Genomic DNA, 24,807 nt, shown 5'->3' with positions numbered 1-24,807 from the left:
ATGCGTCACTGGACCGGGATGACCCGCGGCTTGGACGCCTCGTGCTTCTTGATCGACACGCGCAGGCAGCCGTCCACGTAGCGGGCTTCCACGCCAGCGGGGTCGGCGTCGGCGGGCAGTTCGATCACGCGCCGGAACGCGCCCCACACGCGCTCGCGCGCATGGCTGGTAGCGCCTTCGGCGTCGTGGCGCGCATCGGCCGCGCGCTCGCCGCTGATCGACAGCAGGCCCTTGTCTACCGTGACCTGCAGCTTGGCCGGATCCAGCCCCGGCGCGAAGGCCACCACCTCGATCGAATCGTCGGTGCCGCCGACGTTGACCGGCGGGAAGCCGCGGTACGCGCCGCGCAGCGTGGCGGGTACCTCGAGATTGCGGAACAGGTCGTCGATCTGCTGACGCACCTGATCGAAATCGCGGAAAAATCCGCTACCGAAGAAAGGCGTGCTCATGGTTTGCAATTCCTCCACAAATGGCGGCGAACGCCCCTGCGGGGGCTTGCGCCGACGGGCTCGAACTACACGGTTGGCAGCGCACCGGCGCTGCGGCATGACCTGAAAATAGCGGTGGCGGGCACGAATTCAAGACCCCGCAAAAACTCCGCCGGGATCGGCGCCCCTCCCCCGCCGCGCGCTCCCCGGCTGCTTTAAACTGCCGCCCATGAACGCCATTACGCTGACCGCAGAACAGCGCCGCATCATCGGCCACGCCGGCCCCTCGCTGTTGGTCGAGGCGGTCGCCGGCGCCGGCAAGACGACCACGCTGGCGCAGTTCGCCGCGCATCGCCACCGCCAGGGCCTGCCGGCCGAGGCGATCCTGGTCCTGGTGTTCACGCCGGCCGCCGAACAGGTGTTCCGGCAGCGCCTGCGCGAGGCCCAGGCGCCCGACGGCATCGCCGTGTCGACCTACGCCGCGCTGGCTGCCCGGCTGCTCGGCCAATGGCGCGAACAAGGCCTGATCGACGGCGCGGCCAGGTATCTGGACAGTCCGCAGGCGCTGCGCCCGCAGTTGTTCGAGGCCATCGAACAGGCGGCCGAGGCCCCGGACGCCGACCGCGACTACAACTACGACCTTACCCACCTGCACGCCGAAATCGTGATGCGGCAGCTGGCGCGGCTCAAGGGCACGCTGGCGCTGCGGCGGCTGGAGGAGGAAGACGACGCCACGCTGGCCGACGAACTGGACCTGCCGCGCGGGCTGCTGGCGATCTGCCGGCGCCACGAGCGGCTGCGGCGGATCGAGCCCGGCAGCTTCGCGTTCCAGGCCGCGCACGATCTGGTGCCCGACGCGCTCGACGTGCTCGAGCAGTTCGGCGACCAGATCGAACCGCCCCGCTACGGCCTGATCGTGGCCGACGAGTGGCACGACGCCAACGCGGCGCACGCTCGATTGCTGCGCCGGCTGGCCGGCCCGCAGACCTGCGTGGTGGCCGCCGGCGACCGCGAACAGGTGGTGCACGGCTGGCACGGCGCCGATCCGCGCTACATGGGCGAGGCCCATGCCGAGCTGTTTCCCGGCACCCGGCAATTGCCGTTGACCGCCTCGTTCCGCTGCGGGCCCACGCTGGGCGCCTGCGCGGCCGCCCTCACCGGCCGGCCGTTCGCGTCGTCGCGGCCGGGCGACACGCCGGTGCTGCTGGAGCGCTACGACCCCGCCGCCGCCGAGGCCTGCGCGCAGCAGGTGGCGGCGCGGCTGCGCGCGCTGGCCGGCGGCCGCGCCGCCGTGCTGGCCGATTGCGCGGTCCTGCTGCACGGCCCCGATCAGAGCATAGCGCTGGAAAACCAGCTCATCCGCGCCGGCATCCCCTACGCCGTGGAAGGGTTCGACAGCTACTTCCAGCGGGTCGAGATCCTGATGCTGCGCGGCCTGCTGCTGATCGTGCGCAAATCGGGCGAGGCGCGCTCGCTGCACAAGGCGGCGCCGGTGGCCGACGTGCGCGCGATGGTGCGGGCGCTGGGCCTGTTCGCCGGGCTGCGGCATTCCGAGCGGGAGATGGCGCAGGCCGAACGCAGCGTGGCCGACGACCCCGACCTGATCCTCGATTTCTACCGCGGCTGGCTGCGCGAGGAACGCGACGCCGCGCAAGCGCCGCCGGCGCTGCTGCGCTGGCGCCGGCGCCTGGCGGCCGTTTGCGAGTTCCTGCGGCAACAGGCCGACGACTGGAGCGCCGGCCGCATGCTGGCCCATGCCGCGGCCGAGCTCCAGCTGGCCGACGCGGCGCGGCGGCTGTTCGTGTTCGAGCGCGACGCCCGCGCGGTGGCGCGTTCCATCGATGGCTTCATCGCGCATGCCGAGGCCACCGGCCTGCCGCTCGAGGGCTTTCTCGACGCGCTGGAAGCCGCGCAACGCGAGTCGGCGTCGCTGCGCAAGCGCCGCCAGCGGGTCACGCTGGCCACCGCGCGCGACGCCAAGGGCAAGGAATGGCAGCACGTGCTGCTGCCGTACCTGGCCGACGGCGAATTCCCGGATCCGCGCGAAGACGGCGGCGAAGAGCGCCGGCTGTTCTACGTGGCAATGACGCGCGCCCGTGGCGCCTTGTACCTGTACGCGCCGGAAGGCCGGCCCAGCCGATTCTTGGCAACGCTGCAACTGGACCGGCCGCCGGCGCCCCCGGCCGCCGCCGCGCCGGCCGACCGCATCTATCTACGCGTGCCGTTCGCCGAAAAAGACGAAGCCAGGCGCCTGGGCGCGCGCTGGGATGGCATCCAGCGGCAGTGGTGGATTCCGCCGTCGCTGGCGCGGCGGTCGTTCGCGCGATGGCTGGCCGATGGCGAGGCCGAATAATGGGCATGCCCGCCCGGCCGCCCGAAGGGTGCGCGCCCTCCCTCGAAGACGATGCCGCGCGGCAGGAGGGGCCGCCAGCGGCCTCGCCCATGCGCCCCCCCGGCGAGTGCGCGCCTTCCCACGGAGACGATGCCGCGCAGCGATCGGCGAGGATGTCCATGTCCCCGCACGATGGAACGGATCCGGAACGCCGTGCCGCCGCGCACGGCCCGGTCATGCGCGCGCTGATGCTGGCGGCGGCGCTGCTGTGCCTGGCGCTGGGCATCGTCGGCATCTTCGTGCCGGGCCTGCCGACCACGGTGTTCATCCTGATGGCGGCGTGGTGCGCGTCGCGCGGCTCGCCGCGGCTGTCGGCCTGGCTGGAGCGGCATCGGCTGTTCGGGCCGATGATCCGCGATTGGCGCACCCACCGCGCCGTCAGCCGGCGCGTGAAATGGCGCGCCAGCGCCGTGATGGCGTTGTGCGCGGCGGTGCTGTTCGTCGCGGTGCGGGACTGGCGGATCGCCGGACTCGGCACCGCCGCAATGGCGGCGGTAGCGGTCTGGCTATGGCTGCGGCCCGAGCCCGCCTAGCTCTCTGCCACACCGCGGATCATTCCGGCGGCGGCGGTCTGGTGAGTCGCTTCGTCGATGAGGATGAAGGCGCCGGTGGCGGGGATGTCGCGGTAGGCGTCGACCGCCAGCGCGTCGCGGGCGGCGATCACCACGCGGCCGATGTCGTTCATCGCGAATGGCGCGTCGGCCGCGCCGACGTCCCGCAGTTCGTGGATGTCGCGCCGGGACACGATGGCCCTGACCTTGGCCGAGGTGAGCCGCGTGCCGTGCTTGAGCAGGTATTTGCGCGCGGGGTTGAGCGGCTGGCTGTCGAGCCAGCACAGTTCGGCCTCGAACTGGCGGGCCACCGTGGCGGGCGCGTCGGCGCGCACCAGCACGTCGCCGCGCGAGGCGTCGACGTCTTCCTCCAGCACCACCGTGACCGAATCGCCGGCCTGGGCCGCGTCGAGCTCGTCGCCATGCGCCACCAGCGACTTCACCGTGGCCGGCGTGCCCGAGGGCTGCACCAGTACGCGGTCGCCCCGGCGCAGTACGCCGCTGGCCACCTGGCCCATATAGCCGCGGAAATCGTCGGCGCGCTCGCCGCCGTGGCGCGCCACCATCTGGATCGGAAAGCGCAGCGGGCCGTCGTGGCGGGCGGATGCCGGCGCCAGCGATTCCAGCAGCGCCAGCAGCGGCGGGCCGGCGTACCAGGGCGTGCGGGCCGACGGCGCGACCACGTTGTCGCCGGTCAGCGCCGACAGCGGCAGGATGTCGAAACGGCCGATGCCGATCCGGGCCGCCAGTTCGCCGTAGGCGCCGGCGATGCGCTCGAACACGCCCTGGTTCCATTCCACCAGGTCCATCTTGTTGACCGCCACCACGATGTGGCGGATGCCCAGCAGGTGGGCCAGCGTGCTGTGCCGCTTGGTCTGCGTCAGCAGCTGGCCGCCGGCCACGCGGGTGGCGTCGATCAGGATCACCGCGGCGTCGGCCGTGGACGCGCCGGTCACCATATTGCGGGTGTACTGCTCGTGGCCCGGGGCGTCGGCGATGATGAACTTGCGATGCGGGGTGGAGAAGTAGCGGTAGGCCACGTCGATCGTGATGCCCTGCTCGCGCTCGGCCTCCAGGCCGTCGGTCAGCAGCGACAGGTCGATGGTGTCGCCCACGGTGCGCTTGTACTTGGCGCGCGAGATGGCGTCGAGCTGGTCGGCGAAAATACCCTTGCTGTCGTACAGCAGGCGGCCGATCAGGGTCGACTTGCCATCGTCCACCGAACCGGCCGTGATCAGGCGCAGCACGCCGGTGTCGGCGGCGGAAAGGAAAGCGGGATCGGTCACGGCGTTCATCAGAAATACCCTTCTTTCTTGCGGCGCTCCATCGAGGCTTCGGAGGTCTGATCGTCCATCCGCGTGGCGCCGCGTTCGGTAATGTCGGTCACCGCCGTCTCGGCGATGATGGCCAGCGGGTCGGCCGCGTCGGAGGCCACCGGGCAGGTGCAGGAAATGTCGCCCACGGTGCGAAAGCGCACCGTCAGGTTCTGGACCTGTTCGCCGTCCTGCGGCGGCGTGAGCGGCGTGACCGGCACCAGCAGGCCCTTGCGGCGCACCACGTCGCGCTGGTGCGCGTAGTAGATCGACGGCAGCGCCAGCTTCTCGCGCGCGATGTACTGCCAGACGTCGAGCTCGGTCCAGTTGGAGATCGGGAACACGCGCATGTTCTCGCCCGGGTGCACGCGCGTGTTGTAGAGGTTCCACAGCTCGGGGCGCTGGGCCTTCGGGTTCCATTGCCCGAACTCGTCGCGGAACGAGAAGATGCGTTCCTTCGCGCGCGCCTTTTCCTCGTCGCGGCGGGCGCCGCCGATGCAGGCGTCGAAGCCGAATTCCTCGATCGCCTCCAGCAGCGTGACGGCCTGCGCGGCGTTGCGCGAGTCGGTTTCCCGCCGCAGCACCACCGAGCCGCGGCGGATCGAGTCTTCCACGCTGCGCACGATCAGTTCTTCGCCCAGCTCGGCGGCGCGCGCGTCGCGGAAGGCGATCACCTCGTCGAAGTTGTGGCCGGTGTCGATGTGCATCAGCGGGAACGGAAACTTGCCGGGGCGGAAGGCCTTTTCGGCCAGCCGCAGCAGCACGCACGAATCCTTGCCGCCGGAGAACAGCAGCACCGGCCGCGCGCATTCCGCGGCCACTTCGCGCAGGATGAAGATGGCCTCCGATTCGAGCCAGTCGAGATGGGTGCGCGTGGCGTTCAGCGTAGTGGACATGGGGTCAGGGGGTCTTGATGGAAACGACGGAAACGGGAATGGATGCCAGGTTGCCGGCATGCAGGCCGCACTCCTTGGAGTCGGACGATTCCCACCACCAGCGGCCGGCGCGCAGGTCTTCGCCGGGGCGGATGGCGCGTGTACAGGGTTCGCAGCCGATGGAGGGATAGCCGCGGTCGTGCAGCGGGTTGTAAGGGATGCCGAAGGCGCGGATGGCCTGCCAGACCTCGTCGTGCGTCCACGCCGCCAGCGGGTTGAACTTGCGCAGGCCGAACACCGGGTCATCTTCGCTTTCGCGCAGTTCGCCGCGGGTGACGGCCTGTTCGCGGCGCTGGCCGGTGATCCAGGCGCTGCGGCCGGCCAGCGCGCGGCGCAACGGCTCGACCTTGCGGATCTCGCAACAGGACTTGCGCAGCGGCACGCTTTCGTAGAAGGCGTTCAGCCCGTTGGCCTCGACGTATTCCCGCACCGCCCGCGGGTCGGGCCGCACCACCGAAATGGCGCGGCCGTAGCGGGCGGCGATGCGGTCGATCATCGCGACCGTCTCGGCGTTGAGCCGGCCGGTGTCGAGCGTGAAGATGCCCAGGTCCAGGCCGGCGCCGAAGATGGCGTGGGTCAGCACCATGTCTTCGGCCGCCAGCGACGACGCCAGCGCGGCGTCGGGATGGCGGGCGGCGATGTCGCGCAGCGTCTCGATCAGGGCCGGCCAGCGGGCCGGCGGGGCGACAGAGGCGCCTGCCGAGGAGGTGACCGGCGCGGTAGCCGGCGATTTGGGAAGAGGCATCGTCATGGCATCAAGCAGTAAGGAACACCTGGGCGTTGCGCGGGCGCACCACCAGCGGTTCGCCCTGCTGCGGATCGAGCCGCTGGAATTCGGCCACCGGCAGCTCGACCTCGATCGGCTGCGGCCGGCCCGGGCTGGACAGCTCCAGGTAGGCGCTCGGGCCCGACAGATAGGCGCGGCTGAAGGTGGCCACGATGCCGTCGTAGCCCTTGCCGTCCTGCGGCCGGGAAACGTCGAATTCGTGCGGCCGCACGTAGGCGGTGGCGCGCGCGCCCTGCACGCCGGCGTACTGCGGCGGGGTCGGGATGCTGAAGCCGTCGCCCTGCAGCACGCCGCCGCTGGCCAGGCCCTGGAACTGGTTGACGTCGCCCAGGAAGCCGTACACGAAAGGCGTGGCCGGCCGCTCCCACACCTCGCGCGGCGTGCCCACCTGTTCGATGCGGCCGGCGTTCATCAGCACCACGCGGTCGGCCACTTCCAGCGCCTCTTCCTGATCGTGCGTGACGAACACGCTGGCCACGTGCAGTTCGTCGTGCAGGCGGCGCAGCCAGCGGCGCAGTTCCTTGCGCACCTTGGCGTCGAGCGCGCCGAACGGCTCGTCGAGCAGCAGCACGCGCGGCTCCACCGCCAGCGCGCGGGCCAGCGCGATGCGCTGGCGCTGGCCGCCCGACAGCTGCGACGGGTAGCGGTCGGCCAGCCAGTCGAGCTGGACCAGGTTCAAGAGCTCGTGCACTTTCTCGCGGATGACGGATTCTGCCGGGCGGATCGCGCGCGGCTTCACGCGCAGGCCGAAGGCCACGTTCTCGAACACCGTCATGTGGCGGAACAGCGCGTAGTGCTGGAATACGAAGCCGACCTGGCGCTCGCGCACGTGGACGTCGGTAGCGTCCTCGCCGGCGAACAGCACGCTGCCGCGATCGGGCGTCTCGAGCCCGGCGATGATGCGCAGCAGCGTCGTCTTGCCGCAGCCCGAAGGGCCGAGCAGCGCCACCAGCTCGCCCGATTCGATATGCAGCGATACGTCGTCCAGCGCCTTGAAGCTGCCGAACGCCTTGGAAAGATTGCGAACCTCGATACTCATCTGGCTATCCTTGCTGCCGTCAGCCGGCCGCCTGCAATCGCAGGCCGGCCGGGGCGGGATGTTCAATGGGAAGCGCCTCGTCGCGCCGCTGCCGGGCGTCGCGCCACTCGACCACGCTCTTGAGCACCAGCGTGACCAAGGCCAGCAGCGCCAGCACCGAGGCCACCGCGAACGAGGCCTGGAAGGCGTATTCGTTGTAGAGGATCTCGACGTGCAGCGGGATGGTGTTGGTTTCGCCGCGGATGTGGCCGGACACGACCGACACCGCGCCGAACTCTCCCATGGCCCGCGCGTTGCAGAGAATGACGCCGTACAGCAGGCCCCATTTTATGTTGGGCAGCGTCACGCGCCGGAACATCTGCCAGCCGCCGGCGCCCAGCGTCAGCGCGGCCTGTTCCTCGTCGCTGCCCTGGGCCTGCATCAGCGGGATCAGCTCGCGCGCGACGAAGGGAAAGGTCACGAACAGCGTGGCCAGCACCACGCCGGGCACGGCGTAGACGATCTTCAGATCGTGCGCCTGCAGCCACGGGCCGAACCAGCCCTGGGTGCCGAACAGCAGCACGTAGATCAGGCCGGCCACCACCGGCGATACCGAGAACGGCAGGTCGATCAGCGTGATCAGCGCCTGCTTGCCGCGGAAGCGGAACTTGGCGATGGCCCAGGCGGCGGCCACGCCCAGCACCAGGTTCAGCGGCACCGAGACCGCCGCCACCGTCAGCGTGAGCCGGATCGCGGCCAGCGCGTCGGGCTCGACCAGCGCCTCGACGTACAGCTCCCAGCCCTTCTTCAGGGCCTCGGCGAACACGACCACCAGCGGCAGCGCCAGGAACAGCGCCAGGAAGGCCAGCGAAACCAGCAGCACGGCGGCGCGCACCGGCGCCGGTTCGGTCAGGTGGCCGGGGCGATGGGAAGACGAGCTCATGCCGCCGCTCCCGCGCCGCCGCGCCGCGCCTGCCAGACCTGCATCGCATTGACCGCCAGCAGCAGCGCGAACGAGAACAGCAGCATCACCACCGCGATCGCGGCCGCGCCGGCGTAGTCGTACTGCTCCAGCTTGCTGATGATCAGCAGCGGCGTGATCTCGGACACCATCGGCATGTTGCCGGAAATGAACACCACCGAGCCGTATTCGCCGATGGCGCGCGCGAAGGCCAGCGTGAAGCCGGTCAGCAGCGCGGGCGCCAGCGTGGGCAGCAGCACGCGCAGAAAGGTCTGCAGGCGGCCGGCGCCCAGGCTGGCGGCGGCTTCTTCCAGTTCGCGCTCTGCGTCTTCCAGCACCGGCTGCACGGTGCGCACGACGAACGGCAGGCCGATGAAGATCAGCGCGATCACCACGCCCAGGGGCGTATAGGCGACCTTGATGCCCGCCGACTGCAGCACGCTGCCCAGCCAGCCGTTGGGCCCGTACAACGCCGTCAGCGCGATGCCGGCCACTGCGGTCGGCAGCGCGAACGGCAGGTCGACCAGCGCGTCGACCACCCGCTTGCCGGGAAAGCGGTAGCGCACCAGGCTCCACGCCACCGCCAGGCCGAACACCAGATTGACCAGCGCGGCGATCAGCGAGGCGCCGAAGGTGAGCCGGAACGAGGCCAGCACGCGCGGCGCGGTCACGGCCGTCCAGAACGCGTCCCACGACAGCGTGGCGCTCTTGGAGAACAGCGCCGACAGCGGCACCAGCACGATCAGGCAGGTGTAAAGCACGGTATAGCCCATGCTCAGCCCGAAGCCCGGCAGGACGCCGGTGCGCCGGCGGCGGCGGGGCGGTGCTGAGGCGGCCAGCGTGCCGGCGGCCAGGGAGGAAGAAGTCATGCGGTCGACGTCACTTGCCCGGCTGGTACACCTGGTCGAACGTGCCGCCGTCGGAGAAGTGCTCTTTCTGCGCCTTCTGCCAGCCGCCGAAGGTATCGTCGATGGTGACCAGGTTCAGCTTCGGGAACTGCGCGGCGTACTTGGCGGCCACCTTCTGGTCGCGCGGCCGGTAGTAGTCCTTGGCGATGATTTCCTGCGCCTCGGGGGTGTACAGGAACTTCAGGTAGGCCTCGGCCGTGGCGCGGGTGCCCTTCTTGTCGACCACCTTGTCGACCACGGCCACCGGCGGTTCGGCCAGGATGCTCAGCGAAGGCGACACGATCTCGAACTTGTCCGGACCGAGTTCCTTGAGCGCCAGCAGCGCTTCGTTTTCCCAGGCCAGCAGCACGTCGCCCACGCCGCGCTCGACGAAGGTGGTGGTGGCGCCGCGCGCGCCGCTGTCGAGCACCGGCACGTTCTTCAGCAGCCTGGCCACGAATTCCTTGGCCTTCTGCTCGTTGCCGCCCGGCTGCTTGAGCGCGTAGGCCCAGGCCGCCAGGTAGTTCCAGCGCGCGCCGCCGGAGGTTTTCGGGTTCGGCGTGATGACCTGCACGCCGGGCTTGACCAGGTCGTCCCAGTCCTTGAGGCCCTTGGGGTTGCCCTTGCGGACCAGGAACACGATGGTCGAGGTGTACGGGGAGCTGTTGTCGGGCAGGCGCTTCTGCCAGTCGGGCGCGATGGCCTTGCTGCCCTGCTCGGCGATGGCGTCGATGTCGTAGGCCAGCGCCAGCGTGACCACGTCGGCGTCGAGGCCGTCGATCACCGAGCGCGCCTGCGTGCCGGAGCCGCCATGCGATTGGCGGATGGCGACGTCGATGCCGGTCTGCTTCTTGTACTGGGCGACGAAGGCTTTGTCGATGTCCCGGTACAGCTCACGCGTCGGGTCGTACGACACGTTCAGCAGGGTCTGTTTCTGCTGCGCGAGCGCCGGCATGGCCGCCGACAGTGCCGCCGCTGCCAGCAGCAGGCCGATGCCCTTCTTGCCGATTCCCAGTCCCATCAATGTGCTCCGAATTTGTGCGTGGAGGCTGAATGGTGGGACAGATGTTGCGCCAGGGGAACGACATGTTCGCAGGATGTTTATTTCCAGGACGCATATGAAGCCGTCCGCCCTGGGTTTTCGCGTTTAATGCGCAAACGATAGAACGACATGAGAATTTCGTCGTTCGTGTTTGACCGGCTGCAACGCAACATGCGCGCTTGGGCCGCCGCTCGCCTATCCGCGACCCTGGCCGCCGTTTGCAGGAGCATATGCCGTGAATTTCCAACAGTTGCGATCCGTCCGCGAGGCGCTGCGGCGCGACTTCAACCTGACCGAAGTGGCCGCCAGTCTGTTCACCTCCCAGCCCGGCGTCAGCCGCCAGATCCGCGAACTCGAAGACGAGCTGGGCGTGACCATTTTCGAACGCGCCGGCAAGCGCCTGACCGGCCTGACCGAGCCGGGCAAGGAAGTCGTCAAGGTGATCGAGCGCCTGTTGCTGGAACAGGAAAACCTCAAGCGCGCGGCGCAGGAATTCAGCGCCAGCGACCTGGGCCGGCTCACGATCGCCACCACGCATAGCCAGGCGCGCTATGCGCTGCCGGTGGTGATCCAGGCCTTCCGGCGCCACTTCCCGCAGGTGCGCCTGAACCTGCAGCAGGGTTCGCCGGAGCATATTTCGAACTGGGTGGCCGACGGCCATGCCGACATCGGCATCGCCACCGAAAGCCTGGCCAACGACGACCGGCTGGCGACCTTCCCCGGCTATCGCTGGCATCACGTGATCGTGGTGCCCGACGGCCATCCGCTGCTGGGCGTGGCCCGCCCCTCGATCCAGGCACTGGCGGCCCATCCGATCATCACCTACGACCACGGCCTGACCGGCCGCTCCCACATCGACGCCGCCTTCGAGCAGGCCGGCGAACGCCCCGACGTCGTCCTGACGGCCATGGACGCCGATGTCATCAAGACCTACGTGCTGGCCGGCCTGGGCGTAGGCATCATCGCCTCCGTCGCCTTCGACCCCGCCGAAGACCGCCGCCTGCGCGCCATCCAGGCCGACCACCTGTTCGAATCGAACATGACCTGGGTCGCAGTCCGCAAAGGCGCCTACCTGCGCAACTACGCCGTCTCTTTCATAGAAATGTTCGCCCCCCACCTGGACCGCGGCACGGTCACGGAGGCCCACCCCCTGGCGGCCTAGCGGCCGCTCCCCCTCAAGGGGGCGGCGCGGGCGGACCGGCGGAGCCGGATCCGCCGCGCCCTGGATAGAATCTCCCGCATGCCGCCGCCCCACCCCAGGATGCGGCGGATCCGGCTCCGCCGGTCCGCCCGCATCGCCCCCCCGGGGGGCGCGCGTAAGCGCGTAGGGGGGTCACTTATTGGGTTGGGGCGTGACGCGCAGGTAAGGCTTGACCGCCTTGTAGCCCTTCGGGAACTTGCGCTTGAGCTCTTCCGGATCCTGCAGCGCCGGCACGATGATGACGTCGTCGCCGTCCTTCCAGTTCACCGGCGTGGCCACGCTGTAGTTGTCGGTCAGCTGCAGCGAATCGATCACGCGCAGGATCTCGTCGAAGTTGCGTCCGGTGCTGGCCGGATAGGTGAAGGTGAGCCGGATCTTCTTGGCCGGGTCGATGATGAACACCGAGCGCACCGTGGCAGTGGTGCTGGCGTTCGGGTGGATCATGTCGTAGAGCGTGGCGACCTTGCGGTCGGCGTCGGCGATGATCGGGAACAGCACCGAGCAGCCCTGGGTTTCGTTGATGTCGCCGATCCACTTCTGGTGCGAATCGACCGGGTCCACCGATACCGCCAGCACCTTGACGTTGCGCTTGGCGAACTCTTCGGCCAGCTTGGCGGTGTAGCCCAGTTCGGTGGTGCAGACCGGCGTGAAATCGGCCGGGTGGGAGAACAGCACGCCCCAGCTGTCGCCCAGCCAGTCGTGGAAGCGGATGACGCCCTGGGAAGAGTCCTGTTCGAAATCGGGGGCGATATCGCCCAATCGCAGTGTTGCCATGTCGGTCTCCATCGAGGAATGGGAATTCTGGAATGAGTCCTGCGGCCAGCGAACAAATGTTTGCATATATCGTTATGCCTTGCCAGCGCGGTCCCGTCATGGATCGCGGCGGCGCGGGGCACCGCCGCATAATTACTCCAAGTAATTAACATAATTGAATTAATTCCTTCCGGGGAATTTCAAAAGGCCGCATGATGCGGCCATGCGTTTACAGCCCATCATCGTCCCCGGCTGGCGGAATTCCGGCCCCGAACACTGGCAGAGCCAGTGGGAGGCCTCGCTGCCGCGCGCCGTGCGGGTGGCCCAGCGCGACTGGGAGGCGCCCAGCCGCGACGAATGGGTGGCCGCGCTGGCAGCCGCGATCGACGCGGCCAACCGGCCGGCGCTGCTGATCGCGCACAGCCTGGGCTGCATGGCGGTCTGCCACCTGCCGCTGCCGGTCTGCGAAAAAGTGGCCGGCGCGATGCTGGTGGCGCCGGCCGATGTCGAACGCCCCGGCGCGCCGGACCGCCTGCGCAGCTTCGCGCCGGTGACGATGCGCTCGCTGCCGTTCCAGAGCGTGGTCGTGGCCAGCAGCAACGACCCCTACTGTTCCACCGGGCGGGCGCGCGCCTTCGCCCACGCCTGGAACAGCCGCTTCGAATTGCTCGACGACGCCGGCCACATCAACGCCGAGTCGGGCTACGGCCCCTGGCCCGAGGGACTGCGCATGCTGGCCGCGCTGCGGCGCCGCGCCTGTTGGCGGGTGCCGGTGGCCGCCAGCCGCACCCCGCCGCTGCCTGCCGGCAGCGCGGTGGCCGGCGGCCACTAGCCCATCCGCATCCGATTCATCACTCCCAAGAAAGATCACTCCCGAGAAAGACAACGGAATAAGACATGTTCAAGAAGATCATCGCGGCCACCGCCGCAGCCGCCACTCTGCTCGCCAGCGGCCCCGCGCTCGCCCAGCAGAAGACCCTGCTCAACAGTTCCTACGACGTCGCCCGCGAGCTGTTCGAGGCGATCAATCCGAAGTTCATCGCGTCCTGGAAGGCCCAGACGGGCGAGACCCTGACGATCAACCAGTCGCACGCCGGCTCGTCGCGCCAGGCCCAGGCCATCGCCCAGGGGCTGAAGGCCGACGTCGTCACCTACAACCAGGTGACCGACGTGAACTTCCTGGCCGACCGCGGTTTCGTGGCCAAGGACTGGCAGAAGAAGCTGGACAACAACGCCTCGCCGTTCTACAGCACCATCGCCTTCCTGGTGCGCAAGGGCAATCCCAAGAACATCAAGACCTGGGACGACCTGGTGCGCGACGACGTCAAGCTGGTGTTCCCGAACCCCAAGACTTCCGGCAATGCCCGCTACACTTATCTGGGCGCTTGGCTGTACGCCAACCAGAAATTCAACGGCGACGAGGCCAAGACGAAGGAATTCGTCGGCAAGCTGCTGAAGAACGTGGCGGTGTTCGACACTGGCGGCCGCGCGGCCACGCTCAGCTTCACCGAGCGCAACATCGGCGACGTGCTGCTTTCGTTCGAATCCGAGGTCAACAACATCGCCGTCGAGTTCAAGGCGGGCGGCTACCAGGTCGTCGTGCCGCCGGTCAGCGTGCTGGCCGAGTTCCCGGTCGCGGTGGTGGACAAGGTGGTCGACCAGAAAGGCACGCGCAAGGAGGCCACGGCCTACCTGCAATACCTGTACACGAAGGAAGCGCAGGACATCCTGGCGGGCTTCAACTACCGCGTGCACAACCCCGAGTCGGTCAAGGCCAATGCCAGCCGCTTCCCCGAGGTCAAGCTGCTGAACCCGGAACAGACGCTCGGTTCGTGGGACAATATCGTCAAGACGCACTTCAGCTCCAACGGAGTGCTGGACCAACTGCTGGCTAAAAGATAGCCCCCCGGCGGCGTGCGGCCGCCGGGCATCCGGCGGCCGCTCTGCATTGTCGTTCCAGAGGTTCCATGCGCGGCTCGGGGGGCCAGCTTGCCTAGATCGTTTTTCTTCACCCAGCATCCCACGCTGCCGGGTTTCACGCTGAGCTTCGGTCTCAGCGTCCTGTTCATCAGTCTGGTCATCCTGCTGCCGTTGTCGGCGCTTTTCGTCTATACCAGCGGCATGTCGTGGGCGGAATTCGTGGCCGCCGTCACCGATCCGCGGGTCACCGCCAGCTACCGCGTCACGCTGACGGCCGCGGCCTGCTCCACGGCGGTGGTCGTGCTGGCGGGGCTGCTGCTGGCGTGGATACTGAGCCGCTACGAGTTTCCCGGCCGGCGCCTGGTCGATGCCCTGGTCGACCTGCCCTTCGCGCTGCCCACCGCCGTCGCCGGCCTGACGCTGTCGGCGCTGTTCGCCGCCAACGGCTGGATCGGCTCGCTGTTCGCGCCGCTGGGCATCAAGATCGCCTATGCCTTCCCTGGCATCGTCATCGCGATGATCTTCACCAGCCTGCCGTTCGTCGTGCGTTCGGTGCAGCCGGTGCTGCAGGACGTCGGCCCCGAATATGAAGAGGCCGCGCACACGCTGGGCGCCACGCGGCGCCAGACCTTCTGGCGCGTGATCCTGCCGGCGCTGGTGCCGGCGCTGCTGACCGGCGCCTCGCAGGCCTTCATCCGCAGCCTGGGCGAGTTCGGCGCCGTGGTGCTGATCGCCGGCAACATGCCCTACGAGACGGAAATCACCTCGCTGATGGTGTTCGTGCGGCTGTCGGAATTCAACTATCCGGCCGCCGCGGCGATCGCCGCGGTGGTGCTGGCGGCGTCGCTGGCGCTGCTGTTCGGGCTGCAGCTGCTGCAGGGCCGCTTCCTGGTATGGCAACAACGATGAGCATGAAGAAACCCGAAGGCTGGCACCAGTGGGCGCTGATCGGCCTGGGCCTGTTGTTCGTGGCGGTGATGCTGGTGCTGCCGCTGGTGCTGATCTTCGCCAAGGCGCTGGGCTCCGGCATGGGCGTGCTGCTCGACAACCTGGCCGACCACGACATGCAGCACGCCATCATGCTGACGCTGCTGGCGGCCGTCATCACGGTGCCGGTGAACCTGGCGTTCGGCATCCTGCTTGCCTGGTGCGTCACGCGCTACCAGTTCCGCGGCCGCAAGCTGCTGGTCACCCTGATCGACATCCCGTACGCCACCTCGCCGGTGGTGGCCGGCCTGTGCTACCTGGTGGTATACGGCACCGAAAGCGCGATCGGCGGCTGGTTCTCGGCGCGCGGCGTGCAGCTGATGTTCGCCTGGCCCGGCATCGTCATGGTCACCGTCTTCGTCACCTCGCCGTTCATCGCGCGCATCCTGATCCCGCTGATGCAGGCGCAGGGCATGGAAGAGGAACAAGCCGCGCTGACGCTGGGCGCCAGGGGCTGGCAGATATTCCGCCGCGTCACGCTGCCCAACATCAAATGGGCGCTGCTGTACGGCACCGTCATCACCAACGCCCGCGCGGTGGGCGAGTTCGGCGCGGTGTCGGTGGTGTCGGGCGCGGTGCGCGGCCAGACCGTCACGCTGCCGCTGCTGGTGGAACAGCTCAACGACGACTACAAAACCGTGGGCGCCTTCACCGCCGCCGGGCTGCTGGCCTGCATGGCGCTGCTGACGCTGGTGCTGAAGACCGCGATGGAATGGAACCAGCGGCGCAAGGAAGGCGCTGCCGCGCCGGCCCTGGCGGCGCGCCACTGAGCCCGCGCCCCAGGGCGCGCGCCGCCCGCGGGGGCGTATTCATATATGTGAATTCGACGCCGCAGTGCGGCGAAACGATTGACGCCCGTTCTGGCGCCCTCCTATCCTAGTTCGCACACACTGCCGCACCATCGACGGCAGACGGAGACAGGAGGAGGAACACGCTATGGCCCATCACATCGGCGTGCTGACCAGCCACGGCACCGGTGCGTCCATCGAAGGCATCGATCTCGCCGAGCGGCACGACGACCCGCAAGTCAGGCAGTTGCTGAACGACGCGCTGAACCGCCACCACGTGCTCGCCATCCGCGGCCAGCGCCTGTCGGCGGAGCAGTTCCTGCGCGCCGCGCGAGTCTTCGGCGAAGTCATGACGCACCATCGCGCGGCAGGCTACAGCGCCGACCACAAAGACGTCTACCAGGTCAGGAACAGGCGGATCAGCGACACCGAACAATTCATCGTCGGCGACACCTTCCACAGCGACCACTCGAACGCCAGGATCCCGCCGCGCGCCACCACGCTGCACGCCCTGGCGCTGCCATCGAGCGGCGGCGACACGCAATTCGTCAATACGCACCTGGCCTACGACGAATTGCCGCAGGCGACGAAGCGACGGATCGACGGCCTGAAGGCGCTGCACGTCTACCAGAGCAGCTACAGCCCGCGTGCGCTGCAGAAGCTGAGCGACGCCACGCCGGGCGAATCGGCGCTCCACCCGCTGGTCCGCACCCATCCGGAAAACGGCCGCAAATTCCTCTTCGTCAACCCGGTGCGGATCCAGTCGATTCCCGGCATGCCGGACGACGAGGCGCAGGCCCTGATCGCCGAGCTGATGGCGCACGCCACGCAGCAGAAATACGAATACCGGCACCGCTGGCTGCACGGCGACATGGTGATCTGGGACAACCGCAGCGTGCTGCACAAGGCCAACGGCGACTACAGCCCCAATGAAGACCGGCACCTGTACCGGCTCATGATCGAAGGCAGCCTGCCGCCGGACGAAAGCCCGGAAGAAAAGACGGCGACGCAGTCCGCCGGCTGACGCATCCGCATCACCCCACAGCAGCATGGCGCCACGCGTCCGGCGACGCTCGGCGCCGAGACTGTCGCGCCCCGGACATCGGAGGCCGCGACGTGGCCAAACGATCCGCGAGGAAACCAGAATGCCGACACTCCGCCATATCGCCAGCATCGCCGCCGCCGTCGCGGCGCTGCACACCGCCGCGCCCGCCTGTCTGGCCCAGACCTGGACCGACCGCCCGACCCGGGTGCTGGTCGGCCAGACCGCCGGCGGCTCCGGGGACTTCCTGGCGCGGCTGATCAGCAATGCGTTGACGCAAGTCACCCAGCGCACTTTCGTGGTCGAAAACCGGGTCGGCGCGAGCGGCATGATCGCCTCGGACGCCGTCGCGCGGTCCGAGCCCGACGGCCACACCGTGGCGGTGGTCGGCAGTACCCACGCCCGCCTGCCGGCGCTGTTCGACAACGTTCCCTACGACACCCTCAAGTCGTTCAAGTGCGTCGGGCTGATCGCTGGCGGCCCCTACGTGCTTGCCGTGCACCCTTCGGTGCCGGCGACCACGCTGCCCGAACTGATCGACTACCTGAAGAAGCATCCCAGCTTTTTCGGCGACGCCGGCGTCGGCAGCGGCCAGCACATGTCGGCCGAACTGTTCAAGCACCTGACCAAGGTGCCGATCTCGCAGATTTCGTACAAGGGCGGCGGCGCGATGCAGGTCGACCTGTTGGCGGGCCGCGTCTCGCTCGGCTTCGACAACCCCAGCTCGATCCTCAAGTACATCCAGCAGGGCGGGCTGCGGGCGATCGCGATCACCGACACCCAGCGCTTTGCCGAGCTTCCCGACGTGCCCACGATGGCCGAGCTGGGCTACCCCGAAATGACCGTGGTCGGCTGGTTCTCGCTGCTGGCCTCGGCCGGCACGCCGCAGCCCATCCTCGATGCCTTCAACAAGGCGCTGAACACGGCGCTGGCCCGGCCCGACGTCATCGAAAGCCTGCGGCGCGTGGGCTCGCGCCCGCTGCCCGACACGCCGGCCGCCTGCGACAATCTGATCGCGGCCGAGACCAGGAAATGGGGAGACATGCTGCGCAGCCTCCACATCCAGAAACCATGAACCTGCACCGAAAACGATGCCGGCGAAAATCAAGTCCGCCCTGCGCGTACTGCAGATCCTCGAATACTTCGACGAACTGCAGTGCGGCCTGACGGCGGCCGAGATCAGCGACGAACTGCACTGGCCCCGCTCCAGCACCTGGGGCCTGCTGCAAACGCTCTCGGAAGCCGGCTTCCTGCAGTTCGATCCGTACTCGAAAACCTACCTCCCGAGCGAACGGGTATCGGCGCTGGGCCTGTGGGCGTATACGCCGCTGTTCGCCGAAGGCCACATGCTGAAGATGATGCATGCGCTGCGCGAGCAGACCGGCGGCAGGGTCGTGCTGGCGGCGCAGACCGGCAATTCGGTGCGCTACATCCACACCGTCCAGGGGGTCAAGCTGGGCAGCACGCATTTTCGCCGCGGCACGCCGGTGCCAATGCTCGACACCTCGGTCGGGCGCCTGTTCCTGTCGCTCTACACCGATGGCGAAGCGACCCGCATCATCCATCGCATCCGCGCCACGTCGCGCGCGGCCGAGCCGATCTCGATCTCGCGCACGCTGGAGGAACTGGCGGAGATCCGCCGCTCGGGCTATTCAGTGTCGATCAACCGGCAGGGCACCGGCTACGGCACCGTATCGATGCTGCTGCCCCGCATCTATGAACAGGCGCGGCCGCTGGGGGTGGCGATTTCCTGCGTCAAGGACATCATCGAGGCACGCCAGCAGGAGTTCGCCGGCATCCTGGCCGCCGCCATCACGCGCTACTTCGGCGATCTGGCCAGGATGTAAGGGATTCAGAACATGGCGGCGTCGAGCGCCAGCACGCTGGCGCTGCCTTCGACGATGGACGTTTGCAGCGCCTGGGTGCGCGGCAGCAGGTGGTCGCAATAGAAGCGGGCGTTGGCGAGCTTGGCGCGGTAGAAGGCGTCGACGTTGCCTTTGGCCAGGTGCTGCTTGCAGATGATGGCGGCGCGGGCCATTTGCCAGCCGCCGTGCGCCAGCCCGGCCAGCATCAGATACGGGACGCTGCCGGCGAAGACGCCCTGGACGTCGTTGCGGGCGTTGGCGACCAGGTGGTCGACGGCCGACTCGTAGGCGTCCAGCGCGGGCGCCAGGCGACGGTGGATGGCGCGCAGGTCGACGTCGTCACCGTCGAGTTCGGCCAGGGTGGCACGCATCGCCGCGATGATGGCCCGCGCCGTGGCGCCGCCGTCGCGCAGCGTCTTGCGGCCGAGCAGGTCGTTGGCCTGGATGGCGGTCGTGCCTTCGTAGATGGACAGGATGCGCGCGTCGCGGTAATGCTGCGCGGCGCCCGTCTCTTCGATGAAGCCGGCGCCGCCGTGCACCTGCACGCCCAGCGAGGCCACTTCCACCGCCATCTCGGTGGAAAAGCCCTTCACGATCGGCACCATGTATTCGTAGAACGCCTGGTTGCGGCGGCGCCAGTCGGCATCGGGATGGCGGCGCGCGAAATCGCTGGCGCCGGCCGCCACGTAGGCCACGGCGCGCGCGGCTTCGGTGAGCGTGCGCATGGTCATCAGCATGCGGCGCACGTCGGGATGGCGGATGATGGCGACCGGGCCCTCCGAGCCTTCCACCGCGCGGCTCTGGATCCGCTCGCGCGCGTAGCGCACCGCCTGCTGGGTGGCGCGCTCGGCCAGCGCCACGCCTTGCACGCCCACCGCGAATCGGGCGGCATTCATCATGATGAACATGGTTTCGAGCCCGCGATTGGGCTCGCCCACCAGTTCGCCGATGGCGCCCTCGCCCACTTCGCCCTTGCCGCTGCCGTACAGCAACTCGGCGGTGGGGCTGGCCTTGATGCCGAGCTTGTGTTCGAGCGACGCGCACCAGACGTCGTTGCGGCGGCCGAGCGTGCCGTCGGGCTCGATCAGGAATTTGGGTACCGCGAACAGCGACAGGCCCTTGACGCCCTCGGGCGCGCCGGGCAGCCTGGCCAGCACCATGTGCACGATGTTGCGCGCCAGGTCGTGCTCGCCGTAAGTGATGAAGATTTTCTGGCCGAACAGGCGGTAGCTGCCGTCGGCCTGCAGCTCGGCGCGGGTGCGCACCAGCGACAGGTCGGAGCCGGCTTGCGGCTCGGTCAGGTTCATGGTGCCGGTCCAGTCGCCGGCGACCATGGGCGGCACATAGCGTCGCCGCTGGGCTTCGCTGCCGGCGGTCAGCAGCACCTCGATCGCGCCGTCGGTCAGCAGCGGGCACAGCGCGAACGACAGGCAGGCGGCGTTGAGGTTTTCGATGCAGGGCGCGGCCACCAGCCTCGGCAGCCCTTGCCCGCCCAGCTCGACGGGATGCTGCAGCCCCTGCCAGCCGCCTTGCGCGAAACCGCGGAAGGCCTCCCTGAAGCCGGGCGGCGTGGCGACGCGCCCGGCGTCCAGCGTGGAGGGGTGCTGGTCGCCCGCGCGGTTGAGCGGCGCCACGGTCTCCTGCAGCAGCCGCGCGTTCTCGGCCAGGATCGCGTCGACGATCTCCGGCGCGCCGTCGTCGCCGCCGGGCAGCTGGCGAACCTTGTCCAGGCCTGCCAGTTCGTGCAGCACGAACCGCATGTCCCGCAACGGTGCCACGAAGTCCATGTCGCCCCTCCGCTGGGCTACTTGCTGTTGCCGCTTATAGCGCGTTGACCAGTTCCGGCACCACCGTGAACAGATCGCCCACCAGGCCGTAGTCGGCCACGCCGAAGATCGGCGCTTCCGGATCCTTGTTGATCGCCACGATCACCTTGGAATCCTTCATGCCGGCCAGGTGCTGGATCGCGCCCGAAATGCCGATCGCCACATACAGCTGCGGCGCCACCACCTTGCCGGTCTGCCCGACCTGCCAGTCGTTCGGCGCGTAGCCGGCGTCGACCGCCGCGCGCGAGGCGCCCATCGCGGCGCCCAGCTTGTCGGCCAGCGGCTCGAGCAGCTTGAAGTTGTCGGCGCTGCCCATGCCGCGGCCGCCCGACACGACCACGTTGGCCGCCGTCAGCTCGGGCCGGTCGCTCTTGGCGACCTGGCGGCCGACGAAGCGCGTGCCGGCCGGCGCACCCACCGCGGCCACGGTTTCGACCGCGGCCGAGCCGCCGGTGGCGGGGGCGGCGTCGAAGGCCGTGGTACGCACGGTGGCGACCTTGACCGCATCCTGCGACTGCACCGTGGCAATCGCGTTGCCGGCGTAGATCGGCCGCTGGAAGGTGTCGGCCGACTCCACCGCGATGATGTCGGAAATCTGCGCCACGTCGAGCCGCGCGGCCACGCGCGGGGCGATGTTCTTGCCGTAGGCGGTGGCCGGGAACAGGATGTGGCTGTAGCCGCCGGCCAGCGCCAGCACCTGTTCGGCATGGCTTTCGGCCAGGCCGTCGGCCAGCGATTCGGCATCGGCCACCAGCACCTTGGACACGCCGGCGATTTGCGCGGCCGCCTGCGCGGCGCCCTGCACGCCGCTGCCGGCGACCAGTACGTGGATGTCGGCGCCCAGGCGGGCGGCGGCGGTCACGGCGTTGAGGGTGGAGGGCTTGATGCCCGCGTTGTCATGTTCTGCGATGACTAGCGTCGTCATGTCAAATCACCTTGGCTTCGTTCTTGAGCTTGTCGACCAGCGTGGCCACGTCGGGCACCTTGACCCCGGCGCCGCGCGCCGGCGGCTCGGCCACCTTCAGCGTCTTCAGGCGCGGCGCGACGTCGACGCCGAGCTCTTCGGGCTTGATGGTCTGCAGCGGCTTCTTCTTGGCCTTCATGATGTTGGGCAGCGTGACATAGCGCGGCTCGTTCAGGCGCAGGTCGGTGGTGACCACGGCCGGCAGCGTGAGCGCCAGCGTTTCCAGGCCGCCGTCGACTTCGCGGGTGACGTTGGCCACGCCGTCGGCGATCTCGATCTTGCTGGCGAAGGTGGCCTGCGGCCAGCCCAGCAGCGCGGCGACCATCTGGCCGGTCTGGTTGGAATCGTCGTCGATCGCCTGCTTGCCGAGGATGATCAGCTGGGGCTGTTCCTTCTCGGCCACCGCCTTGATCAGCTTGGCCACGGCCAGCGGCTGCAGCTCGGCCGTGGTCTCGACCAGGATGCCGCGGTCGGCGCCGATGGCCATCGCGGTGCGCAGGGTTTCCTGGCTTTGCGAGACGCCGCACGACAGCGCGATCACTTCGGTGGCGACGCCGTTTTCCTTCAGGCGCGTGGCTTCTTCGACGGCGATTTCGTCGAACGGATTCATCGACATCTTGACGTTGGCGATGTCCACACCCGATTGGTCGGACTTGACGCGTACCTTGACGTTGTAGTCAACCACGCGTTTGACTGGCACCAATACCTTCATGCAATCTACCTCTCTTTATATAAATATGTACACGAATTCGGACGCCGGCCCGCGCAGTACCGGCGGCGGACATCGCAAACGGCCCATTATAGGTAATAAGTGGGCCGGGCTCTTCCCGGCAAGGGAAATTCGAATACTGGCCCGGCTTCTTCGAATACTGGTCCGGCTCCGATAGGCAGGCGCTGCCGGGCAGGCCGCGCGCCCGGTCAGATCCCCGCCAGCGCGCGGATGTGTTCGGTGGCGCTGCGGCCCAGCGCCGACAGGTTGTAGCCCCCCTCCAGGCAGCTGACGATGCCGGCGCCGTGGCGCGCCGCCAGGGCCGCCAGCCGTTCGGTGATCCAGGCGTAGTCGGCTTCCACCAGCCGCATCTGGCCGAGATCGTCTTCGCGGTGCGCGTCGAAGCCGGCCGACACCAGCACCAGTTGCGGACGGAAGGCTTCCATGCGCGGCAGCCATGTGTTCTCGACCAGCGCGCGCACCGCCGCGCCGTCGGCATAGGCCGGCAGCGGCTGGTTCAGCATGTTGGGGGCCGGGTCGCGGGTGCCGCTGAACGGGTAGAACGGGTGCTGGAAGAAGCTGCACATCAGCACCCGGTCGTCGCCGGCCAGCGCCTCTTCCGTGCCGTTGCCGTGGTGCACGTCGAAATCCACTACCAGCACGCGCTGCAGGCGGTGGCGTTCCAGCGCGTGGCGGGCGGCGATGGCCACGTTGTTGAGCAGGCAGAATCCCATCGCATGGGCGCGGCAGGCATGGTGGCCCGGCGGGCGCACGGCGCAGAAGGCGCTGTCGGCCTCTCCGGCCAGCACGGCGTCGACCGCGGCCACGGCGGCCCCGGCCGCGTGCAGCGCCGCTTCCAGGCTGTGCGGGTTGAGCAGGGTGTCGGCGTCGAGCTCTTCGTAGCCGCTGGCCGGCGTGCGCCGTTCCAGTTCCTCCAGGTAGGCGCGCGCGTGGACGCGCGCCAGCGTCTCGCGCGTGGCGGCGGGGGCCTCGCGCGGCTGCAGGTGCGGCATCACGCCGGCGGCCAGCAGCCGGTCGGAAATGGCGTCCAGCCGCTGCGGCGACTCGGGGTGCCAAGCGCCCATTTCGTGCAGGCGGCACGCGGGATGCGTGAAATAGAGCGTTGCCATGGTCCCATTATGGCCGACTTGCGCCGGGGCCGAACAGTGGGCAGCATCACGCTATCCGTCCCCCGACAGCAAAGGCCTGCCTGCGTGACTGCCACTTCCGCCTTCGTCCGACCCTCCGCCTTCCGGCCGCCTTCCGCGGCTCCCTTGTCCGTCTTGCTCCGGGCCTGCGCGTTGGCCGCCGCGGCCGCGCTGCTGTCGGGCTGCGCCGGCGAAGCGCGCAAGCCGACGCCGGATGCCGCGCCGGCCATGTCTGGCGTGCCGCCCGGGGCGGTCCCTGCCACGCCGCAGGCGCCGCCGGCGATGCCGGCGCCCGTGCCCGCGCCGCTCCCGCCTGCCGCTGCCGGGCCCGTGAACGAGGCTCCCGCGGTCGCGCCCGATGCCCGCCAGGCCTTTGCCGACCTGATGGCGCGGCGTGGACTCGACCGCGGCCGGGTGCTGTCGGTGCTGGGCGAGGCGCGCTTTTCGCCCACCGTGGCGCGGCTGGTGCTGCCGCCGTCGTCGCCGTCGGTGCGCAGCTGGCCGCGCTACCGCGCCCGGTTCGTAGAAACCCGCCGCATCCGCGAGGGCATGGATTTCTGGGAAGACCATGCCGGCACGCTGGCGCAGGCCGAACGGCAGTACGGCGTGCCCGCCTCGGTGATCGTGGCCATCATCGGCGTGGAAACCTTCTACGGCCGCATTACCGGCAATTTCCGCATCCTCGACGCGCTCTCGACGCTGGCCTTCGATTATCCGGCGCAGGCGCGGTCCGACCGCAGCGATTTCTTCCGCGAAGAACTCGCCCAATTCCTGCTGTTGTGCGATGAAACCGGCATGGACCCGCTGGCGGTGCGCGGCTCCTACGCGGGGGCGATCGGACTGCCGCAGTTCATGCCAGGCAGCATCCGGCGCTTCGCGGCCGACGGCGACGGCGACGGCCGGATAGACCTGCTGAACAGTCCCGACGACGCGATCATGTCGGTTGCCAGCTTCCTGCTGCGGCATGGCTGGCAGGCGGGACAGCCGGTGTTCCTGCCGGTGCGCCTGCCGCCCGATCCGGCGGCGCTGGTGGACGGCGGACTCAGGCCGACGCTGGACTGGCCGCGCCTGGCGGCGGCCGGGGCGCGCCCCGCGCGCGGGGCCGACGAGGCCGCATGGCGCGATTGGCCGCTGGCCGTGATCGACCTGCTCGACGGCGCCACCGGGCGTACCGAATACCGGGTGGCGGCGCCGAACTTCTTCGCGATCACCGAATACAACCGCAGCTATTTCTATGCGGCGTCGGTAGCCGACCTCGCCGATGAACTGCAGCGCAGGCGAGAGTGATGC

At 69.0% G+C, this 24,807-nt stretch carries 24 protein-coding genes; 11 read left to right on the top strand and 13 right to left on the bottom strand.

Annotated elements, in window-relative coordinates:
* Positions 1-5 precede the first annotated feature (5 nt).
* Entirely contained in the window at positions 6-449 is a 444-nt protein-coding gene (locus tag ABD927_RS10450; RefSeq protein WP_345249036.1) for an Hsp20/alpha crystallin family protein, read from the bottom strand.
* Between the two features lie 208 nt (positions 450-657).
* On the opposite strand from ABD927_RS10450, the gene ABD927_RS10445 reads away from it, so the two are divergent.
* A complete protein-coding gene (locus ABD927_RS10445) occupies positions 658-2,781 on the top strand; it encodes an ATP-dependent helicase (protein WP_345249034.1) in 2,124 nt (707 codons plus the stop codon).
* Between the two features lie 158 nt (positions 2,782-2,939).
* Positions 2,940-3,353, top strand: coding sequence for a YbaN family protein (locus tag ABD927_RS10440; RefSeq protein WP_345249032.1), 414 nt, complete (start codon positions 2,940-2,942; stop codon positions 3,351-3,353).
* On the opposite strand, the gene ABD927_RS10435 is transcribed toward ABD927_RS10440, so the two are convergent.
* Genes ABD927_RS10435 through ABD927_RS10405 form a run of 7 tightly spaced genes read right to left on the bottom strand, consistent with a single transcriptional unit; the run spans position 3,350 to position 10,293 of the window.
* Positions 3,350-4,666: a sulfate adenylyltransferase subunit 1 gene (locus tag ABD927_RS10435; RefSeq protein ID WP_345249030.1), complete on the bottom strand. Its 1,317-nt coding sequence runs from the start codon at positions 4,664-4,666 to the stop codon at positions 3,350-3,352. The two genes, ABD927_RS10440 and ABD927_RS10435, sit on opposite strands and share 4 nt — an antisense overlap.
* The gene (cysD, locus tag ABD927_RS10430; RefSeq protein ID WP_345249028.1) at positions 4,666-5,580 is read right to left on the bottom strand and encodes a sulfate adenylyltransferase subunit CysD; all 915 of its coding nucleotides are present in this window, start codon (positions 5,578-5,580) and stop codon (positions 4,666-4,668) included. The genes ABD927_RS10435 and cysD overlap by 1 nt, the downstream gene beginning before the upstream one ends.
* A gap of 4 nt (positions 5,581-5,584) precedes the next feature.
* Entirely contained in the window at positions 5,585-6,364 is a 780-nt protein-coding gene (locus ABD927_RS10425) for a phosphoadenylyl-sulfate reductase (RefSeq protein ID WP_345249026.1), read from the bottom strand.
* A gap of 10 nt (positions 6,365-6,374) precedes the next feature.
* Positions 6,375-7,445: a sulfate/molybdate ABC transporter ATP-binding protein gene (locus ABD927_RS10420; RefSeq protein WP_345249024.1), complete on the bottom strand. Its 1,071-nt coding sequence runs from the start codon at positions 7,443-7,445 to the stop codon at positions 6,375-6,377.
* Positions 7,446-7,464: 19 nt separating this feature from the next.
* Positions 7,465-8,367 (bottom strand): sulfate ABC transporter permease subunit CysW, encoded by a 903-nt coding sequence (cysW, locus tag ABD927_RS10415; protein WP_345249022.1) that lies wholly within the window; start codon positions 8,365-8,367, stop codon positions 7,465-7,467.
* The gene (gene cysT, locus ABD927_RS10410; RefSeq protein WP_345249020.1) at positions 8,364-9,254 is read right to left on the bottom strand and encodes a sulfate ABC transporter permease subunit CysT; all 891 of its coding nucleotides are present in this window, start codon (positions 9,252-9,254) and stop codon (positions 8,364-8,366) included. Before cysT (ABD927_RS10410) ends, cysW (ABD927_RS10415) begins: the two co-directional genes overlap by 4 nt.
* Positions 9,255-9,264: 10 nt before the next feature.
* Positions 9,265-10,293 (bottom strand): sulfate ABC transporter substrate-binding protein, encoded by a 1,029-nt coding sequence (locus tag ABD927_RS10405; protein WP_425570230.1) that lies wholly within the window; start codon positions 10,291-10,293, stop codon positions 9,265-9,267.
* A 256-nt stretch (positions 10,294-10,549) separates the two neighbouring features.
* Between ABD927_RS10405 and ABD927_RS10400 the strand changes: the two genes are divergently transcribed.
* On the top strand, positions 10,550-11,476 hold the full coding sequence (locus ABD927_RS10400) for a CysB family HTH-type transcriptional regulator (RefSeq protein WP_345249018.1): 927 nt from the start codon (positions 10,550-10,552) through the stop codon (positions 11,474-11,476).
* Positions 11,477-11,647: 171 nt separating this feature from the next.
* On the opposite strand, the gene ABD927_RS10395 is transcribed toward ABD927_RS10400, so the two are convergent.
* Positions 11,648-12,289 (bottom strand): peroxiredoxin, encoded by a 642-nt coding sequence (locus ABD927_RS10395; RefSeq protein ID WP_345249016.1) that lies wholly within the window; start codon positions 12,287-12,289, stop codon positions 11,648-11,650.
* A gap of 202 nt (positions 12,290-12,491) precedes the next feature.
* Between ABD927_RS10395 and ABD927_RS10390 the strand changes: the two genes are divergently transcribed.
* The 7 genes from ABD927_RS10390 to ABD927_RS10360 all read left to right on the top strand — a co-directional run bounded on the left by ABD927_RS10390 (position 12,492) and on the right by ABD927_RS10360 (position 18,852).
* The gene (locus tag ABD927_RS10390; RefSeq protein WP_345249014.1) at positions 12,492-13,100 is read left to right on the top strand and encodes an RBBP9/YdeN family alpha/beta hydrolase; all 609 of its coding nucleotides are present in this window, start codon (positions 12,492-12,494) and stop codon (positions 13,098-13,100) included.
* Between the two features lie 65 nt (positions 13,101-13,165).
* Positions 13,166-14,170, top strand: coding sequence for a thiosulfate ABC transporter substrate-binding protein CysP (gene cysP, locus ABD927_RS10385; protein WP_345249012.1), 1,005 nt, complete (start codon positions 13,166-13,168; stop codon positions 14,168-14,170).
* An 87-nt stretch (positions 14,171-14,257) separates the two neighbouring features.
* A complete protein-coding gene (gene cysT, locus ABD927_RS10380) occupies positions 14,258-15,097 on the top strand; it encodes a sulfate ABC transporter permease subunit CysT (RefSeq protein WP_345249010.1) in 840 nt (279 codons plus the stop codon).
* Between the two features lie 2 nt (positions 15,098-15,099).
* A complete protein-coding gene (cysW, locus tag ABD927_RS10375) occupies positions 15,100-15,945 on the top strand; it encodes a sulfate ABC transporter permease subunit CysW (RefSeq protein WP_345249201.1) in 846 nt (281 codons plus the stop codon).
* Between the two features lie 166 nt (positions 15,946-16,111).
* A complete protein-coding gene (locus ABD927_RS10370) occupies positions 16,112-16,987 on the top strand; it encodes a TauD/TfdA dioxygenase family protein (RefSeq protein ID WP_345249007.1) in 876 nt (291 codons plus the stop codon).
* A 121-nt stretch (positions 16,988-17,108) separates the two neighbouring features.
* The gene (locus ABD927_RS10365; protein ID WP_345249005.1) at positions 17,109-18,080 is read left to right on the top strand and encodes a Bug family tripartite tricarboxylate transporter substrate binding protein; all 972 of its coding nucleotides are present in this window, start codon (positions 17,109-17,111) and stop codon (positions 18,078-18,080) included.
* 16 nt (positions 18,081-18,096) lie between these two features.
* Complete coding sequence (locus ABD927_RS10360; protein WP_345249003.1) at positions 18,097-18,852, top strand: IclR family transcriptional regulator; 756 nt, start codon at positions 18,097-18,099, stop codon at positions 18,850-18,852.
* 5 nt (positions 18,853-18,857) lie between these two features.
* Here the strand turns inward: ABD927_RS10360 and ABD927_RS10355 are convergent, their stop codons facing one another.
* From ABD927_RS10355 to ABD927_RS10340, 4 genes are all read right to left on the bottom strand, one after another.
* The gene (locus tag ABD927_RS10355) at positions 18,858-20,657 is read right to left on the bottom strand and encodes an acyl-CoA dehydrogenase (protein WP_345249001.1); all 1,800 of its coding nucleotides are present in this window, start codon (positions 20,655-20,657) and stop codon (positions 18,858-18,860) included.
* Between the two features lie 34 nt (positions 20,658-20,691).
* Positions 20,692-21,621: an electron transfer flavoprotein subunit alpha/FixB family protein gene (locus tag ABD927_RS10350; protein ID WP_345248999.1), complete on the bottom strand. Its 930-nt coding sequence runs from the start codon at positions 21,619-21,621 to the stop codon at positions 20,692-20,694.
* A 1-nt stretch (position 21,622) separates the two neighbouring features.
* A complete protein-coding gene (locus ABD927_RS10345) occupies positions 21,623-22,372 on the bottom strand; it encodes an electron transfer flavoprotein subunit beta/FixA family protein (RefSeq protein WP_345248997.1) in 750 nt (249 codons plus the stop codon).
* A 206-nt stretch (positions 22,373-22,578) separates the two neighbouring features.
* On the bottom strand, positions 22,579-23,499 hold the full coding sequence (locus ABD927_RS10340) for a histone deacetylase family protein (protein WP_345248995.1): 921 nt from the start codon (positions 23,497-23,499) through the stop codon (positions 22,579-22,581).
* Positions 23,500-23,643: 144 nt separating this feature from the next.
* Here ABD927_RS10340 and mltB point away from each other — a divergent pair, with 144 nt between their 5' ends.
* Positions 23,644-24,804 (top strand): lytic murein transglycosylase B, encoded by a 1,161-nt coding sequence (gene mltB, locus ABD927_RS10335; protein ID WP_345248993.1) that lies wholly within the window; start codon positions 23,644-23,646, stop codon positions 24,802-24,804.
* Positions 24,805-24,807: the final 3 nt, after the last annotated feature.

The sequence above is a fragment of the Pigmentiphaga soli genome, from assembly GCF_039541095.1.
Lineage (GTDB): Bacteria > Pseudomonadota > Gammaproteobacteria > Burkholderiales > Burkholderiaceae_B > Pigmentiphaga > Pigmentiphaga soli.
This window is presented reverse-complemented; position numbering and strand designations above follow the sequence as displayed.

What these genes read in the sequence shown, in the direction of transcription:
- ABD927_RS10445 (WP_345249034.1), top strand. Translation starts at nt 658, where the DNA reads ATGAACGCCATTACGCTGACCGCAGAACAGCGCCGCATCATCGGCCAC.
- ABD927_RS10405 (WP_425570230.1), bottom strand. Translation starts at nt 10,293, where the DNA reads ATGGGACTGGGAATCGGCAAGAAGGGCATCGGCCTGCTGCTGGCAGCG.
- ABD927_RS10365 (WP_345249005.1), top strand. Translation starts at nt 17,109, where the DNA reads ATGCCGACACTCCGCCATATCGCCAGCATCGCCGCCGCCGTCGCGGCG.
- ABD927_RS10350 (WP_345248999.1), bottom strand. Translation starts at nt 21,621, where the DNA reads ATGACGACGCTAGTCATCGCAGAACATGACAACGCGGGCATCAAGCCC.
- ABD927_RS10340 (WP_345248995.1), bottom strand. Translation starts at nt 23,499, where the DNA reads ATGGCAACGCTCTATTTCACGCATCCCGCGTGCCGCCTGCACGAAATG.
- ABD927_RS10440 (WP_345249032.1), top strand. Translation starts at nt 2,940, where the DNA reads ATGTCCCCGCACGATGGAACGGATCCGGAACGCCGTGCCGCCGCGCAC.
- ABD927_RS10425 (WP_345249026.1), bottom strand. Translation starts at nt 6,364, where the DNA reads ATGCCTCTTCCCAAATCGCCGGCTACCGCGCCGGTCACCTCCTCGGCA.
- ABD927_RS10435 (WP_345249030.1), bottom strand. Translation starts at nt 4,666, where the DNA reads ATGAACGCCGTGACCGATCCCGCTTTCCTTTCCGCCGCCGACACCGGC.
- ABD927_RS10420 (WP_345249024.1), bottom strand. Translation starts at nt 7,445, where the DNA reads ATGAGTATCGAGGTTCGCAATCTTTCCAAGGCGTTCGGCAGCTTCAAG.
- ABD927_RS10450 (WP_345249036.1), bottom strand. Translation starts at nt 449, where the DNA reads ATGAGCACGCCTTTCTTCGGTAGCGGATTTTTCCGCGATTTCGATCAG.
- cysT (WP_345249020.1), bottom strand. Translation starts at nt 9,254, where the DNA reads ATGACTTCTTCCTCCCTGGCCGCCGGCACGCTGGCCGCCTCAGCACCG.
- cysP (WP_345249012.1), top strand. Translation starts at nt 13,166, where the DNA reads ATGTTCAAGAAGATCATCGCGGCCACCGCCGCAGCCGCCACTCTGCTC.
- ABD927_RS10345 (WP_345248997.1), bottom strand. Translation starts at nt 22,372, where the DNA reads ATGAAGGTATTGGTGCCAGTCAAACGCGTGGTTGACTACAACGTCAAG.
- cysW (WP_345249022.1), bottom strand. Translation starts at nt 8,367, where the DNA reads ATGAGCTCGTCTTCCCATCGCCCCGGCCACCTGACCGAACCGGCGCCG.
- ABD927_RS10360 (WP_345249003.1), top strand. Translation starts at nt 18,097, where the DNA reads ATGCCGGCGAAAATCAAGTCCGCCCTGCGCGTACTGCAGATCCTCGAA.
- ABD927_RS10395 (WP_345249016.1), bottom strand. Translation starts at nt 12,289, where the DNA reads ATGGCAACACTGCGATTGGGCGATATCGCCCCCGATTTCGAACAGGAC.
- cysW (WP_345249201.1), top strand. Translation starts at nt 15,100, where the DNA reads ATGAAGAAACCCGAAGGCTGGCACCAGTGGGCGCTGATCGGCCTGGGC.
- ABD927_RS10390 (WP_345249014.1), top strand. Translation starts at nt 12,492, where the DNA reads ATGCGTTTACAGCCCATCATCGTCCCCGGCTGGCGGAATTCCGGCCCC.
- cysD (WP_345249028.1), bottom strand. Translation starts at nt 5,580, where the DNA reads ATGTCCACTACGCTGAACGCCACGCGCACCCATCTCGACTGGCTCGAA.
- ABD927_RS10370 (WP_345249007.1), top strand. Translation starts at nt 16,112, where the DNA reads ATGGCCCATCACATCGGCGTGCTGACCAGCCACGGCACCGGTGCGTCC.
- ABD927_RS10355 (WP_345249001.1), bottom strand. Translation starts at nt 20,657, where the DNA reads ATGGACTTCGTGGCACCGTTGCGGGACATGCGGTTCGTGCTGCACGAA.